This is a genomic window from Streptosporangium sp. NPDC050148 (genome assembly GCF_055586505.1).
This window is the reverse complement of the sequence record NZ_JBVJIA010000049.1, coordinates 1-14316: the sequence shown is the minus strand read 5'-3', so window position 1 is coordinate 14316 and position 14316 is coordinate 1. Positions and strand designations below refer to the sequence as shown.

At 73.5% G+C, this 14316-nt stretch carries 9 protein-coding genes; 6 read left to right on the top strand and 3 right to left on the bottom strand.

Going from position 1 to position 14316, the window contains the following annotated elements; all coding sequences use genetic code 11:
- Nucleotides 1–105: 105 nt before the first annotated feature.
- Nucleotides 106–771 carry an ATP-binding protein gene (locus ACZ6RT_RS34620; RefSeq protein WP_399187203.1) on the bottom strand — a complete coding sequence of 222 codons (666 nt, stop codon included), beginning with the start codon at nt 769–771 and terminating at the stop codon, nt 106–108.
- Between the two features lie 321 nt (nt 772–1092).
- Between ACZ6RT_RS34620 and ACZ6RT_RS34615 the strand changes: the two genes are divergently transcribed.
- A complete protein-coding gene (locus ACZ6RT_RS34615; RefSeq protein ID WP_399187204.1) occupies nt 1093–2703 on the top strand; it encodes a hypothetical protein in 1611 nt (536 codons plus the stop codon).
- A 55-nt stretch (nt 2704–2758) separates the two neighbouring features.
- On the opposite strand, the gene ACZ6RT_RS34610 is transcribed toward ACZ6RT_RS34615, so the two are convergent.
- Together ACZ6RT_RS34610 and ACZ6RT_RS34605 are read right to left on the bottom strand one after the other, a co-directional pair.
- A complete protein-coding gene (locus tag ACZ6RT_RS34610) occupies nt 2759–3355 on the bottom strand; it encodes a GNAT family N-acetyltransferase (protein WP_470158179.1) in 597 nt (198 codons plus the stop codon).
- A gap of 86 nt (nt 3356–3441) precedes the next feature.
- On the bottom strand, nt 3442–5388 hold the full coding sequence (locus tag ACZ6RT_RS34605) for an ABC1 kinase family protein (RefSeq protein WP_470158178.1): 1947 nt from the start codon (nt 5386–5388) through the stop codon (nt 3442–3444).
- 756 nt (nt 5389–6144) lie between these two features.
- Between ACZ6RT_RS34605 and ACZ6RT_RS34600 the strand changes: the two genes are divergently transcribed.
- From ACZ6RT_RS34600 to ACZ6RT_RS34580, 5 genes are all read left to right on the top strand, one after another.
- Nucleotides 6145–7032: a hypothetical protein gene (locus tag ACZ6RT_RS34600; protein ID WP_470158177.1), complete on the top strand. Its 888-nt coding sequence runs from the start codon at nt 6145–6147 to the stop codon at nt 7030–7032.
- A gap of 317 nt (nt 7033–7349) precedes the next feature.
- Entirely contained in the window at nt 7350–10208 is a 2859-nt protein-coding gene (locus ACZ6RT_RS34595) for a PEP/pyruvate-binding domain-containing protein (RefSeq protein WP_470158176.1), read from the top strand.
- A gap of 108 nt (nt 10209–10316) precedes the next feature.
- On the top strand, nt 10317–11408 hold the full coding sequence (locus ACZ6RT_RS34590) for a carbohydrate kinase family protein (protein ID WP_470158175.1): 1092 nt from the start codon (nt 10317–10319) through the stop codon (nt 11406–11408).
- A 483-nt stretch (nt 11409–11891) separates the two neighbouring features.
- Complete coding sequence (locus ACZ6RT_RS34585) at nt 11892–13622, top strand: HAD-IIB family hydrolase (RefSeq protein ID WP_399187210.1); 1731 nt, start codon at nt 11892–11894, stop codon at nt 13620–13622.
- A 189-nt stretch (nt 13623–13811) separates the two neighbouring features.
- The gene (locus tag ACZ6RT_RS34580; RefSeq protein ID WP_470158173.1) at nt 13812–14225 is read left to right on the top strand and encodes a ribonuclease domain-containing protein; all 414 of its coding nucleotides are present in this window, start codon (nt 13812–13814) and stop codon (nt 14223–14225) included.
- Nucleotides 14226–14316: the final 91 nt, after the last annotated feature.

Here is a 14316-nt window from a genome sequence, read left to right as displayed (position 1 = left end):
ACACGTCCCGGCCGGCGGGCGTCAGGCTCGCGGACGTCCGGTTCGCGGGCGTCAGGCTCGCGTGAGTCCGTCCCGTACGGGTTCGGCTCGCGCGCGCGTCCCCGTTCAAGCGCGCGTCGTGCGGGCGTGGGAGTGGGCGTACGGCCATCGGGGCGGTGAGGCCGAACCGCTCCAGCCCGCAGGCAGGCCCCAGCGGGCGAAGACGACCTTCCCGCCCCCCGGCGCCGGAAGGTGCCCCCACTCGTCGCTGCACATGCCGACGAGGTACAGGCCCCGGCCGCTCTCGTCGTCCTCCCCCGCGTCGGCGGGCTCGGGCGTGCCGCCGCAGTCGTCCCACACCTCGGCGAACAGGTCCGTGGCGGTGAGCCGCAGCCGCAGCAGGATCGAGTAGGCCCCAACGCCCGCGGCGGGCGGGAGGGAGCCCGGGGGAAGGGGTGAGGGCGGGCGGTCTGGCACGTCCCCGCCCTCGGGGAAGGACCGGGCGCCGGGAGGGAGCGCGCGGACGTGGCCGTGGGCGGCCTGCGTCAGGCGCGTGACCGTGATGGCGTTGGTGGTCATCTCCGAGACGACCAGGACGCAGGCGTCCGACATCTCCCCCAGCCCCCACCGGGCCAGCCGGGCGCGGGTGAACGCGCGGGCCCGGGCGACCGCGGCCGGCTGCGCCACCAGCCGTACCTCGCCCGCGCAGGTGGTCAGATGATCGGGGTCGTCCAGATCGGAATGAAACGGTGAGTACATCGGTCCCGGCCGTTCGACGGGGAGCACGCTCATGGATGGCTCCTGGGAAAGGACTGCGGAGATTCGGTCGCGCCCCCGGCGCAGGAAGGGACGCCCGCCCGAGCGGAGACCCCGCGGATCCGGCGGCTCGGGCGTTGTTCTCAACCCTGATGCACGGAGCGTGCTGGAAACAGGTGACGACGTCGCATCCGTTCGTCACTTTCCGGAGTCGAATCACTCTCGCACGTGACGATCTTGCAGACATCGGCGATCCGGTCACCGATTTCTGTACTCGCCCGTCACGGAACGTGATCGGCAAGTAACGTTCTGCGCGAAGAATCGCCACCGGAGGACCCGCCGGGAGGGGCCGAGACGATGCCACGTGCACCGCGCAGCGTCAAGCAACAGATGGACGTCTTCAGCGCCGAGCTTCGCGAACGTGGCTGTACGTGGGCCGAGGTCGCAGCCGAGTTCCAGCGCCGTTGGCGCCTGAACTCCCGCCAGGGCTTCCGGGAGGCGCATCGACTGACACAAGCCAAGGTCTGCCATCTATGGAACGAATACTGGCCGAACGAGCCGCTGACGACCCGAAAGCTCGGGTCGTGGGAGGCATGGCCCGGCCCCACCGGCAACGAGCCGCCGATCGCCGGCCTCAACCGGCTGGCCCGCATCTACCAATGCCGCACCGCCGACCTGGTCGACGGTGAGGACCACCGCGATGCCGACGAGCACAACGTCCTGGCCACCCGGTTCCAGGGACGGCCGCTGGTGGCGGCCGGTGCCGCGGGCAGCCTGGGACCGGAGGACATCCGGGGAGTGCTGTCGGCCCTGCCCGACCTGGCCACCGGACCGGTGCCCGTCGGGACGTCGCGCGACGAGGAGTACGACGCGCTGGTACGGGCGCTCGCCCAGTGGGCGGCGAACATGAAACGGCGCGACGTGCTGGCCCTGATCAGGGCCGCGGCGTCCGCCGCCGCGGCCTCACCGCTGCTGGCCCGGCTCAACGAGGACGAGTTCGACCGGCTCGCCCTGGTGTCCTCCGAGCCGTCCCGGGTCGACACGGCGACCGTGGGCCACATCGACGCGGTGCTGCACCACTGCATGCGCCAGGAGGACGCGCTCGGTCCCCAGTCGGTGCTGGGCACCGTGCTGGCCCAGCAGCACCTGGTGCGGTCGCTGATCCCGTCGGCGCCCAACGACGAGGTACGCGAGCGGCTGCTCACGCTGCTGGCGAACATCTGCCGGTTCACCGCCTGGGTGCTGTTCAACCTCAACGACTTCAACGGGGCCAACCACTACTACGACCAGGCCAAGGTGGCCGCCCACGCGGCCGACGACGACGCGATGAACAGCTTCGTGCTGGCCAACTGGTCACAGCTCGCGACCTGGCAGGGCGACCCCCGCCAGGGGGTGGAGCACGCGCTCGGGGCGCTGGCCTGGGGGCAGCGGGCCCGCAGCAGGCTGCTGGTGTCGTACGCGTGCGACGTGGGGGCCCGCGCCTACTCGGCGGTGCTGAGCCGCTCGCCCAGGACCGACCGGCGCAAGGACCACGCCCGGTGCATGACCAGCCTGGACCAGGCGCGCCGGGAGCTGGTGCACGCCGGTGACGGGGACGTGGCGAGCCACCTGCTCTACTTCTACGGGGACGGGCAGTACCTGTCGACGAAGACCAAGTGCCTGCTGAACATGGGGGACGCGCAGACCGCCGTCGAGGTGGCCGCCCGGTCCCTGGCCAAGATCGATCCGGCGTTCGTCCGGAACATGGCCTTCAGCCGGCTGGACCTGGCCCGCGGGCACCTGCAACTGCGCGCCATCGACGAGGCGTGCGAGCATATCGGCGAGGCGGCCCGCCTCACCTGCAAGAACACCTCGCCCCGGCTGGCCCGGTCGGTGGTGGAGGTCCGCGAGACGCTGAATCCGTGGGCGAGGACGCGCCAGGTCGCCGACCTGGACGAGAAGCTGCACGCCTTCCAGCTCATCGCCTGACGGGCTCGTCACCGGCAGGCCCACCCGACACAGGCCCGTCACCTGACGGGACCGGTCACCTGACGGGGTCGGCGCCAGACGGGCCGGGCATCCTCTCCAGCACCAGCACGTCGAAGACCGGGGCGGGGATCGGCGGGTCCATCGTTCTGCGGGACACCTTGCGCCAGCCCCACCTGCGGTAGATGGCCTGCGTCCGCACGGCCGCGGGCTGCACCGTCAGGGTGGCCCGCTCGGCTCCGGATCCGCCGAGCAGCTCGTCGTGGATGCGGCGCCCGATCCCGGCGTTCCTGCTGCCGGGCAGCACCCCGTAGTCGATGACGGCGAACGTCCTGGTCCCGGTCTCGGTCGCGAACTCCTCGTCGACCGGGTCGGCCAGGTGGCTCCACCAGGCGGTGTCGGGGGGCAGCAGGTAGCCGTACCCGAACCCGATGAAGTTCGGCCCGGAACGGGCGGTGGTCAGCCGGAAGCCGGGCCGGTGGAGCAGCCGGGGAAGGTAGCGGCGCTGGTTGGCGAACTCCTCGGCGCTGCCGTTGAACGGGGGCAGCGAGAACACCGCCCGGTAGAGCTCACAGACAGTCCCGGTCAGGGCGCACGCCTCCGAGGGGCCGTGCGTCTCGATGACGATCTCCGTGGTGGGGGGTGTGCCGGTCATGATCGCCTCCTCGCCTCCGTCATCGCGGCCCTCCCCTGGAAGGTCTCCCTACCCGTGGACGGGTGGGGTAGCCGCGCCGGTTCCCCTCACCCGCTCCGGCGGAAGATGATCACCAGCACCCGCAGGGCCAGGATGGTGCTGACCAGCAGGAGGTTGTAGCCGATGAGCTGGTGAAGCCCGACCTGCGTGGTGACGCGCGGGCCGGTGTCCGACCCGAGCAGCAGCACGGACATCAGGCCCGTGGTGGCCGCCATCACGGTGAGCAGCACCTGGTGGAGCATCCCGGTGACGTGCCGCCGGTCGCGTTCGTCGGCGAACAGGCGCACGTTCAGGCCGAAGCGGCCGTGCTCGGCCGCGTCGGCGATCCGCTCGATCCGGCGGGGCAGGCGGCGCACCATGGGGAGCAGGCCCAGCGCCTCCTGCATGACGGCGTCCCGTACCCGCCGGGCGTCGGGGACCTCGGTGAGGTGGCGGACCGAGAACGCGCGCGCCTCGGTGACGATGTCGAAGCCGGGGGCCAGCCGGGCGAGGGTGCCCTCGATCGTCGCCAGCGCCCGGAACACCGCGGCCACCTCGGGCGGCAGGGACAGGCCGTGCGAGGAGACGATCCGGAAGAGCCGTCCGAACATCTGCGCGTCCGGGGAGGCGCCGGCGACCAGGTGCCGGGCCATGAACCGGCCGAGCTCGCGTTCCAGCTCCCGCTCGTCGATCTCGTCCGGCCGCGGCACCACCTCCAGCAGGGCGTCGCTCACCCCGAGCGGGTCCCCCCGGTCCATCGCGCCGAGCAGGCGCTGCAGCGAGTCCCGCAGCGACCCGTCGAGCCGTCCCACCGAGCCGAAGTCGAGCAGCGCCAGACGCCCGTCGGCCAGGAGCATGAGGTTGCCCGGGTGGGGGTCGGCGTGGAACACCCCGTGCAGCATGATCTGGCGCAGCAGCGTGTCGAGGAGGGTCCTGGCGAGGTCCTGCCCAGCCTGCCCGCCGGGCACGGCCGACCCCAGCGGGGTGCCGTCCAGCCACTCCATGACGAGCACCCGCCGCCCGGACACCCGCGGGTAGGGCACCGGCACGTGGACCGGTTCGCCCTCGGAGGCCGCCGCCACGGCGGCCATGTTGCCGGCCTCGATCCGGAAGTCGAGCTCCTCGCGCAGGGCGTCGGCGAACCCCCTGGACAGGTCGGCCACGCCGAAGGCGCGTCCCCACCGGGTGCGCCGCTCCAGCGAGCGGGCGAGGCGGTCGATGATGTCGAGGTCCTGCTCGACCACGGTGGTGATGCCCGGACGCTGGACCTTGACCACCACCTCCTCCCCGGTGCGCAACCGCGCGCGGTAGACCTGCGCGATCGAGGCTGCGGCGAGCGGCTCGCGGTCGAAGTGGGCGAACGTCTCCTCCAGCGGCCCGCCCAGCTCGGCCGTCAGCACCGGTTCGATCTCCGCCCACGGGGCCGAGGCCGCGCCGTCCTGCAGCAGCCGCAGCTCCTCGACGAACTCCACCGGCAGCAGGTCGGCGCGGGTGGACATGATCTGTCCCAGCTTCACGAACGTGACCCCGCCGTCGTCGAGGGCCTCGCGCAGCGACCTGGCCAGCCGGGCCCGGCTGGAGGGCGCGCCGAGGTCGGGGTCCCTGCCGCGCAGGTACGGCCCGAGACCGTGCCGCATGAGGATGCGCGTGATGCGCAGGTAGCGGCGCGAGCGGGTCAGGTGGCGGCGCAGCCTCCCGGCCAGTTCCAGCGGCCCCGGCAGCGATCCGGACGGGATCAGGATCTCGGCGATGACCAGCGGTATCAGCCCGGCCAGCAGGGCGCAGACCACGGCGAGGATGAAGAACCAGATCGGCGTGATGCCGGGGTCGCCCGGGTCCACCGTCCTGGCGAACGCCCTCATGAGCGGCTCGGCGATCAGGAACATGAACGTCCCGGCCAGCAGCATGCGGACGTTCCCGAACCGCAGGCCGAGCAGGCGCCGGGTGGCCACCGTGAACGCGGCCACCGTGAGCAGCACGCCTGCCGCGAGCGCCAGGGCCATTAGAAGATCCACATTTGTTCCGTTCGATCTGCCGTGTGTGCGTCGTTCCCACCGGGCGGGGGTCCCGTCGCGCCCTCGGTCCCCGGCGTGTTCCCGGCCGGGGCGCGTTCCCGGCCGGGCGCCGGTGTCCCCCGCCGCGTGCGCGGGGCGCGCGGGCCATCGGCCACGGGGCGTGGGGTACGGGACGCGGCGCCGACCGCGACCAGACTAGCCGGGCCTTTCACGACGAATACCGACAGTGGGGCGGGACGGCGAACCCCCATGCCCCCGCGGGCTCCCGGGCGTCGTCGTGAACTCCCGGGTGCCCCCGGACTCCCGGGCGTCCCCGCGGACGGCGGCGGCGAACGCCATGCCCCGCGGAGGTCCCGGGCCCCACACCGGAAGGAAACGGGAAGGACCGCCCGGCCGACCGCGGACCAAAAGGACGAGCCGGGCGGACAGGGCGCCATCCCGCTACACCGGAAATGCCTTCGGAAACAAATTGTCGCGGGCCGGAAGGAAAACATTCCGGCCCGCGCGGGCGATTTCCCGTACATCGGGAAAGGGGTTGATGAATTGCTGGGACGCCGAGCTCACCAAGGTTCGAACAGGTACAACGCGGCCCCGGTGACGGGGGATGGGAAATTTTCGTTTACCCTTTTAAAAACACGATCGCTCACCCGCCGAATGGATGGCTTATATATTTTTCGTGCCGTCAAGATCGCACCGCGGGTGGAAATGGCGACGAAGTCCTCCCGTGGCGCGCTGCTTTGATAAGGAGCATGCCGCATGTCATTGAAGAACCGTTTCACCCGGGTCACCTCCAGCTGCGCCGTCGCGGTCGCGGCCGTCCTGACCCTCGGCGCCTTCTCCCCGGTTCCGCCCATCGACCCGGACGGCGCGTACTCCCCGCAGGCGGGGATCTCCCGCCCCTCCTGGGACGGCGCCGCCCAGGCCGCCGCCCAGAACGCCCCTCAGAACACGCCCGAGGACACCCCTGAGGACACCGGCCTGGCCACCGACCGGGTCACCGGCCAGGTCGCCGCCCCCGCCGACCGTTCCGCCCGTTCCCCCCACCCGGCCCGCCCGGCGTGGAACGCCCCCCCGTGGGCCACGTCCGTCCGTCCGGCGTGGAGCCCCGACCTGCAGGCCGCGGTTCCGCCCCCGACGCCCAGGGTGCGCTCCCTGACGGCCGGGGAGATCCGGGCGAGGGGTCTCGACAGGTACATCGACATGTCGCGCCAGCGCCGGACCGCCCCCCGCGTCATCGACGCCTCGCGGGGCGCGTTCGCCGGGAGCGTCCCGACCCCCTCCAGGCGGCTCGCCGGCGGCGCGATCAGCGCCGGTCCTTCGGGCTGCTGGTACCTGACGACCACCTACGGCCCCCCCTCGATGCGCGGGGCGGCCCACCACACCTGGTGCGGTGACGGCGTCCGGGTCACGTACACCTCGGCGGGCTGCACCGGGAGCACGGGCGTTCCGACCTACCTGTACGAGGGATGCCAGACGATCGAGGCGTACGGGGTCGACTGGAACATCTGGGACGTCACGGACAGGTGGCGTTTCTGCACCTCCTACAACCCCTACGGCGGCACGTGCGGCTCGCGGATCCACCCGTGGCAGCAGAACCGCTACGGCGCGAACGGCCAGGTCTGGCTCCTGGCCTGGGGCGACTAGGGGAACGCCGCGGCACCGGACGGGACCCCTGGTCCCGCGGCCGCGGCACGCGTACCGGCACCGCCGGTGACGCGAGCAGGACGGGGGCGGCCATCGCGCGACCACCCGGGTTCCAGGAACCGGGCCGGCGCGGTGGCCGTCCGCCGTTGTGCCCGGCGCCCGGCGCCCGGCGCCCAACTCCCGGCTCCCAGCCCCCGGCCCCGGCTCCGGCTCCGGCTCTCGGAGGTTATTTCATCAGTTGTTGATTTATTCGTCATCGCGGCCTATCGTCGTCCCAGCCATGGCGCTCTTCGTCGAGGCCCCAAGGAGACGCACCGATGCCCACCCCACTGGTCCTGCGATTCGACGACCCGCGAGCCCGCTCGCTGTCCCTGGTCGGCGGGAAGGCCGCCAACCTCGGCGTGCTCACCGCCGCCGGTCTGCCCGTCCCGGTGGGCGTCTGCCTCACCACCGAGGCCTACCGCAGGGTGACCGAGCGGGCCGGCCTGGAGGACGTGCTCGGCGCGCTGGCCACCACGCCCGCCGGGGACGTCCCCGCCCTGAACGCGCTGGCCTCCCGGGCGCGTGAGCTCGTGCTCGCCGCCCCGGTCCCCGGCGACATCGCGGACGCCGTACGGGCGAGCGCGGACGGCCCGGTCGCGGTGCGCTCCTCGGCGACGGCGGAGGACCTGCCGCACGCCAGCTTCGCCGGCCAGCAGGACACCTACCTCAACGTGATCGGCGCCGACGCGGTGCTGGACGCGGTGCGGCGGTGCTGGGCCTCGCTGTGGACCGACCGGGCCGTCGCCTACCGGGCGGCGAACGACATCGACCACGGCTCGGTGCTGCTGGCGGTGATCGTCCAGGAGATGGTCCGGTCGCGGACGGCCGGGGTGATGTTCACCGCCAACCCGGTCACCGGGCGGCGGCGCGAGGCGGTGATCGACGCCGCTCCCGGGCTGGGCGAGGCCGTGGTCTCCGGCGCGGTCAACCCCGACCACTTCGTGGTCGACACCGCCACCGGACGGATCACCGAACGCCGCCTGGGCGACAAGCGGCTGGTCGTACGGCCGCTTGCCGGCGGCGGGGTCGAGCACGTGCCAGCCGGCCCCGGGGGCACCGAACGCATCGGAGGCATCGGGGACACCGGGGGCACCGGCTCGACCGCGGGCGCCTGCGTCACCGACGCGCAGCTGCGGGCGCTGGCGGCGCTCGGCGACCGGGTCGAACGGCACTACGGGGCACCGCAGGACACCGAGTGGGCGATCGACGCCGACGGCGTCCTGTGGCTGACCCAGGCGCGGCCCATCACCACGCTCCACCCGATCCCGCGGCACGCGGAGCCGCCCACGTGGACCACGACGGCGGGCGGGCCGGGCGAGCGGGACGAGCCGGACGAGCCGGGCGGCACGCGGGTCTACTTCTGCTTCAGCCTGGCCCAGGGCCTCTACCGGCCGATCACCCCCATGGGCATGTCGGCCTTCCGGCTGCTGTCGTCGTCGGTGTACCGGATGCTGGGGATCCCGGTGCCCGACGGCCCGGCCGGGGCTCCCGTCGTCGCGGAGGCGGGCGGGCGGCTGTTCTTCGACGTCACCGGCCCGGTACGCGGCCGGGTGGGGCGCGCGCTCTTCCCGCGGATCCTCGACGTGATGGAGGCCAGGTCCGCCCGGGTGCTGCGCGGGCTGTTCGACGATCCCCGGTTCGGCGTCACCCATACCTCGCCCCTGCCCGCGCTGCGGCGCGCGGCCCGGCTCGCGTCCCGCTTCCACATCCCGAGCCGCGCCGTACGGGCCCTGCTCGCTCCGGCCTCCGCGCACCGGGACGTGCGGACGGTGACCAGGCTGATCAGGAGCCGCCTGGCGGCGCCGGAGGGCGCCACCCCGCTGGAGCGCCTCGACCACGTCGAACAGGTGCTCGGCCACCGCGTCATGCCGCTGCTGCCGTCCGTCGCGCCTTCGGCGGCGGCCGGGTTCGTCATGCTCGGCCTGGCCGCCAAGGCGCTGGGCGACCGGGCGCGCCCCGGCGAGCTGCAGACCGTGCTGCGCGGCCTGCCGCACAACGTGACCACCGAGATGGACCTGGCGCTGTGGCGGCTGGCCACCCGCATCCGCCGGGACCCCGAGAGCACCGCCCTGCTGCTGGGCACCCCCGCGGCCGAGCTGGCCGGGCGCTTCGCCACCGGGTCGCTGCCCGACGTCGCGGGCGACGGCCTGGCGGAGTTCCTCTCGGTCTACGGCGGCAGGGCCGTCGCCGAGATCGACCTGGGACTGCCGCGCTGGTCGGAGGACCCGACGCACATCATCGGCGTCCTCACCAACTACCTGCGGCTGGAGGACCCGGCCCTGGCCCCCGACGTCGTGTTCGCCAGGGGGGCCGCCGAGGCCACCGCCATGATCAGGACGCTGGGCCGGCGCGCCGGGGGGCTTCGCGGGCGCCTCGTCCGCTTCGCCCTGGGCCGGGCCCGCGCGCTGGTGGGCCTGCGCGAGATGCCCAAGTACATCCTGGTGACCGCCCTGGCCGCCATGCGGGCCGAGCTGCTGGTCGTCGGGGCCGAGCTGGCCGCCCGGGGCGTGCTCGACGACGCCGACGACGTCTTCTTCCTGACCGTCCGCGAGGTCAGGGCGGCCCTGACCGGCCCGCCGCCGTCCGGGGAGGGCACGCCCGCGGCCCTGGTGGCGCGGCGGCGCGCGGAGGCCGCCCGCGAGCTGCGCCGCAGGCACGTTCCCCGGGTGCTGCTCTCGGACGGCACCGAGCCGGAGGCCGTCGCCGTACGGGCGCCGGTGGAGGGCGCGCTGACCGGTACCCCGGCGTCGGCGGGCACCGTCACCGGCGTCGCCCGGGTCGTCCTGGACCCGGTGGGCGCGCGCCTGGAGCCCGGGGAGATCCTGGTCTGCCCCTCCACCGATCCCGGTTGGACCCCGCTGTTCCTGACCGCGGGCGGCCTGGTGATGGAGATGGGCGGCGCCAACTCGCACGGCGCCGTGGTGGCCCGCGAGTACGGCATCCCGGCCGTCGTGGGGGTGAGCGGCGCGACCGAGCACATCGTCACCGGCCGGTCGGTCACCGTGGACGGCACCTCGGGCAGCGTCCTGACCACCTCGGGCACCGACGGGGACGCCGTCGCGACCTCCGTCACGGACACCGTCGCGGACACCGTCATCCCGAGGGCCGTCACCCCGGGAGGCGCCGGAGACTGAGGGTCCTCGCCCGGAGATCGTGGTGGCCGCGATAATGCCCACGACGACGTGACCCATCGGCGACGCGGCCGGGCATCCGGCGCGTCCCTCCCCGGAAAGGCGACGATCATGCCCTCCAGCCAGGTCGCCGTGCTCGGCGAGTGCGTCGCCGACGCCTTCGTCACGAACCCCCTCACCCCCCGGGACGAGCGGGACGGCGATCCGGGCGGGACCGGGAACGGTACGGGGGGCGGGGCGGGCAGGGACCCGGACGGCCCGGACGGCCTGGACGGTGCGGGCGGCGCGGGCGGTGCGGGCGCGGCTCCGGACGGGCCGGGCGGTGAGCTCCTGCTGCGGGTCCTGCCCGGCGGCGGCCCGGCGAACACCGCGGTGGCGCTGGCCCGGCTCGGCACCGCGACCCGCTTCCTGGGACGGCTCTCCGGCGACACCTTCGGCGCGCTCTTCCGCGCCCACCTGACCGCCTCCGGGGTCGACCTGACCGGCTGCGTCGGCGCGGCCGAGCCGAGCACGCTGGCGGTGGCCACCCTGGACTCCGGGGGACGGGCCCGGTACTCCTTCCACGCCGACGGCTCCGCCGACTGGGGATGGAGCACCGCGGAGCTGACGGCCGCACGGGTCGGCGACGTCGCCTGCCTGCACACCGGCTCGCTGGCCCTGGTCCGCGCGCCGGGCGCGGAGGCCGTCGAGGAGGCGCTGTCCGCGACCGCCGCCCGCGCCACGATCTCGATCGACCCCAACGTACGGGCCGCGCTCGTCGATCCGGCCGTCTACCGGGAGCGGATGCCCCGCTGGTGCGCGGTGGCCGACATGATCAGGCTCAGCGACGAGGACCTGGAGCACATCAGGCCGGGCGAGCCGGTCGAGCGGGTCTGCGACGCCTGGCACGAGGCGGGCGTGCGCCTGGTCGTGGTGACGCGCGGCCCGCTGGGCGCGCTCGTCTCCGTGGACGGCGAGCGGGCCTGTGTGCCCGCGCCGCCCACGCGGGTCGTCGACACCGTCGGCGCGGGGGACTCCTTCACCGCGGGGCTGCTGCACCGGCTGCGTACCGGCGGCCTGCTCGGCGGCCGGCTCGACCGGCTCGACCTCGAACGCGCGGCCGACGCCGCCGCCTTCGCCGCCCGGGTGGCCGCGCTCACCTGCTCGGCTCCGGGGGCCGACCCGCCCTGGGCACGCGACCTGGACGGATCCGATCCGCGCTAGGCCGTCCGCAGGGGCACGTCATCCCGTACCGCTGGGGGACGTGACATGGGCGGCGTCACCGATCAGTACGGCCCGGCCCCGGTACCAGGTCTTGGGCGCCCTCATCTGATGGGAGCCGAACCAGTCGTGACCGGGCGGCGAGGCCTGGACGATCCGGGCCTGCTGCGCAGGAACGGCAGGCCGCACGCCACCCGCAGGAGCGCGCGCGAGAGGCACCCGCGACCGGAATCCCCCGGGTGACGCCCGCCGCGGCGTACCGGGCCCGCCCGGATCCCCTCCCATGGCGTACGGCAGCCGTCCCGGGGACGACATCGACGCCCGCGCCGCCCGCGCCGGCCTCGCCGTGACGATGACCGCCACGCGGCCCCGGGCTCCACCGTGGCCCGCCGGGCACCCCCACGACCGGCCGTTACGCCACCTGACGCACAGCCGACGTTCATCTTCCGTTCCGGTGTTCCCTCCCGGGCGGGGTAGGGGGGCCGGATGCGATATCACGTTCTGGCATGTGACTACGACGAGACCCTGGCCACCGACGGCCGGGTCGACGACGACACCTTGGCCGCCCTCGAACGTCTCGTCCGCACGGGACGCCGGCCGGTCCTGGTCACCGGCAGGGAGGTCGGCGACCTCACCGCGGACTTCCCCCGGCTCGACCTGTTCGACCTGGTGGTCGCGGAGAACGGGGCCGTCCTCTACCGGCCCGGCGAGCAGGAGTCCACCTCCCTGGCCGAGGCGCCGCCCGAGGCCCTCGTCGAGCGGCTGCGCGAGCTGGGGGTGGAACCGCTCAGCGTCGGCTCGGTGGTCGTGGCCACCCGGGAACCGCACGGCGAGACCGTGCTCGGGGCCATCCGCGACCTGGGCCTGGAGATGCAGGTGATCTTCAACAAGGGCGCGGTGATGGTGCTGCCCTCCGGCGTCAACAAGGCGAGCGGCCTGACCGCGGCCCTGGCCGAGCTCGGCGTGTCCGAGCACAGCACGGTCGGCGTGGGCGACGCCGAGAACGACCACGCCTTCCTGTCGCTGTGCGAGTGCGCGGTCGCGGTGGCCAACGCCCTGCCCGCCGTCAGGGAACGCTGTGACCTGGTGACCGAGAACGAGTGCGGCGCGGGGGTCGTCGAGCTGATCGACCGGCTCGTCGAGAACGACCTGGACGACGTGGACGTGACGCGCCGCCACCTGCTGCTGGGCACCACGGGCGAGGACGACGACAAGGAGGAGGTGCGGTTCCGGCCGTACGGGACGCGCATGCTGATCGCCGGGCCCTCGCACAGCGGCAAGTCCACCGTCACCGCCGCGCTGCTGGAGCGGATCACCAAGGCCGGGTACCGGTTCTGCCTGATCGACCCCGAGGGCGACTACACCGAGGGGATCGAGGGCGCCTCCGTGCTGGGCGACGTCAAGAGCGCCCCCACCGAGGAGGAGATCCTCCAGGTGCTGCAGGACGCCGGGCAGAGCGTGGTGGTCAACCTGCTGGGCGTGCCCATCGACGACAGGCCCGGGTTCTTCCAGGACTTCCTGCCCCGCCTGTCGGCGCTGCCGGCCCGCTACGGGTACCCGCACTGGCTGGTGGTCGACGAGGCCCACCACATGATGCCCGAGGGGTTCGGCCTGCAGTCGGTGGAGCTGCTGCGCGAGATGGGCGGGCTGGTGCTGGTCACCGTGCACCCCGACGCGGTCAGCGAGCCGGTCGTGCAGACCCTCAACGCGGTCGTCGTGGTGGGCGACGGTCCCGGGGAGGTGCTGGAGGCGTTCGCCGGCACCGCCGGCATCGACGTCCCCGGCGGTGACCTCTCCGACCTGCCGACCGGGGACCTGCTGTTCTGGCGGGTCGAGGACGAGCCGATCCGGGTGCGGCTGGCCCCGCCCGAGGAGGAGCGCCAGAGGCACCGCCGCAAGTACGCGGCCGGTGAGCTCGGCGAGGAGAGCAGCTTCTTCTTCCGCGGCCCCGAGAACATGCTGAACCTGCGGGCCGGGAACCTGACCTCGTTCTGCCGCATGGCCGAGGGCGTCGACGAGGGGACGTGGAACTACCACCTGGAGCGGGGGGACTACTCGCGCTGGCTGGCCGGAAGCGTCAAGGACGAGGAGCTGGCGGCCGAGGTGGCCGAGGTCGAGCAGAATCCCGGCGACCCGGCCGACGAGACCAGGCGGCGGGTGCGCGAGCTCATCGAGGCCCGCTACACCGCGCCCGCCGAGCCGAGCGGGCTCGTCTGAACGCGGAGGGCCGCGTCACCGGACCGGGCGGACCCGCCCGGGTGCGTCGCACCGGTGTCGCGGCCCGGGCGTCAGACGGACGCCGTGAGGATTTCACCCCGTTTTTGGTGATCTTTACCTTTACCTGATCCGGCTTGACGGTGATCCTGACAGGGTTCGACATCCCGGCACCCCTCACGAGGAGACCCCGTGCGCGTTTCCGAACGTCCCCGGCCTTCCTGGGCGGCACGACTCGCCCTCGTCGTCGCCGTCGTCACGTCCATGAGCGGCGTGGTCACCGTCACCCCCGCCGACGCGGCGGTCCACGGCTCCTGCACCGTCTCCCGCTGCGCGGACGCGCGCTCGGCCAGGTCGATCTGGTCCGGGAAGGGCTACCCCACCGACCGCGGCTGGTACTCCTGGCCGGACGGCAGGTACAACTACACCGGCGGGCGCTTCTACAACCGGGAGGGCCGGCTGCCCGCCGGCGCCACCTACCAGGAGTACGACGTGTACTCCCGGGCCCGGGGCGCCGCGCGTGACGCGTACCGGATCGTCGTCAACCGGAGCACCGGCGTGGCCTGGTTCTCCCCCGACCACTACAGCGACTTCTACCGCCTCTAGGGCGTGTCGTCAAAGTTTCATAGCCACATCAGCAGTGACGCGAGGGTGACTGCGGCCTGGTAGGACTCGGCGGTCTTTTCATACCGGGTGG

Coding starts and splice junctions, on each gene's coding strand:
- ACZ6RT_RS34620 (WP_399187203.1), bottom strand. CDS start 771: ATGAGCGTGCTCCCCGTCGAACGGCCGGGACCGATGTACTCACCGTTT.
- ACZ6RT_RS34615 (WP_399187204.1), top strand. CDS start 1,093: ATGCCACGTGCACCGCGCAGCGTCAAGCAACAGATGGACGTCTTCAGC.
- ACZ6RT_RS34610 (WP_470158179.1), bottom strand. CDS start 3,355: ATGACCGGCACACCCCCCACCACGGAGATCGTCATCGAGACGCACGGC.
- ACZ6RT_RS34600 (WP_470158177.1), top strand. CDS start 6,145: ATGTCATTGAAGAACCGTTTCACCCGGGTCACCTCCAGCTGCGCCGTC.
- ACZ6RT_RS34595 (WP_470158176.1), top strand. CDS start 7,350: ATGCCCACCCCACTGGTCCTGCGATTCGACGACCCGCGAGCCCGCTCG.
- ACZ6RT_RS34590 (WP_470158175.1), top strand. CDS start 10,317: ATGCCCTCCAGCCAGGTCGCCGTGCTCGGCGAGTGCGTCGCCGACGCC.
- ACZ6RT_RS34585 (WP_399187210.1), top strand. CDS start 11,892: ATGCGATATCACGTTCTGGCATGTGACTACGACGAGACCCTGGCCACC.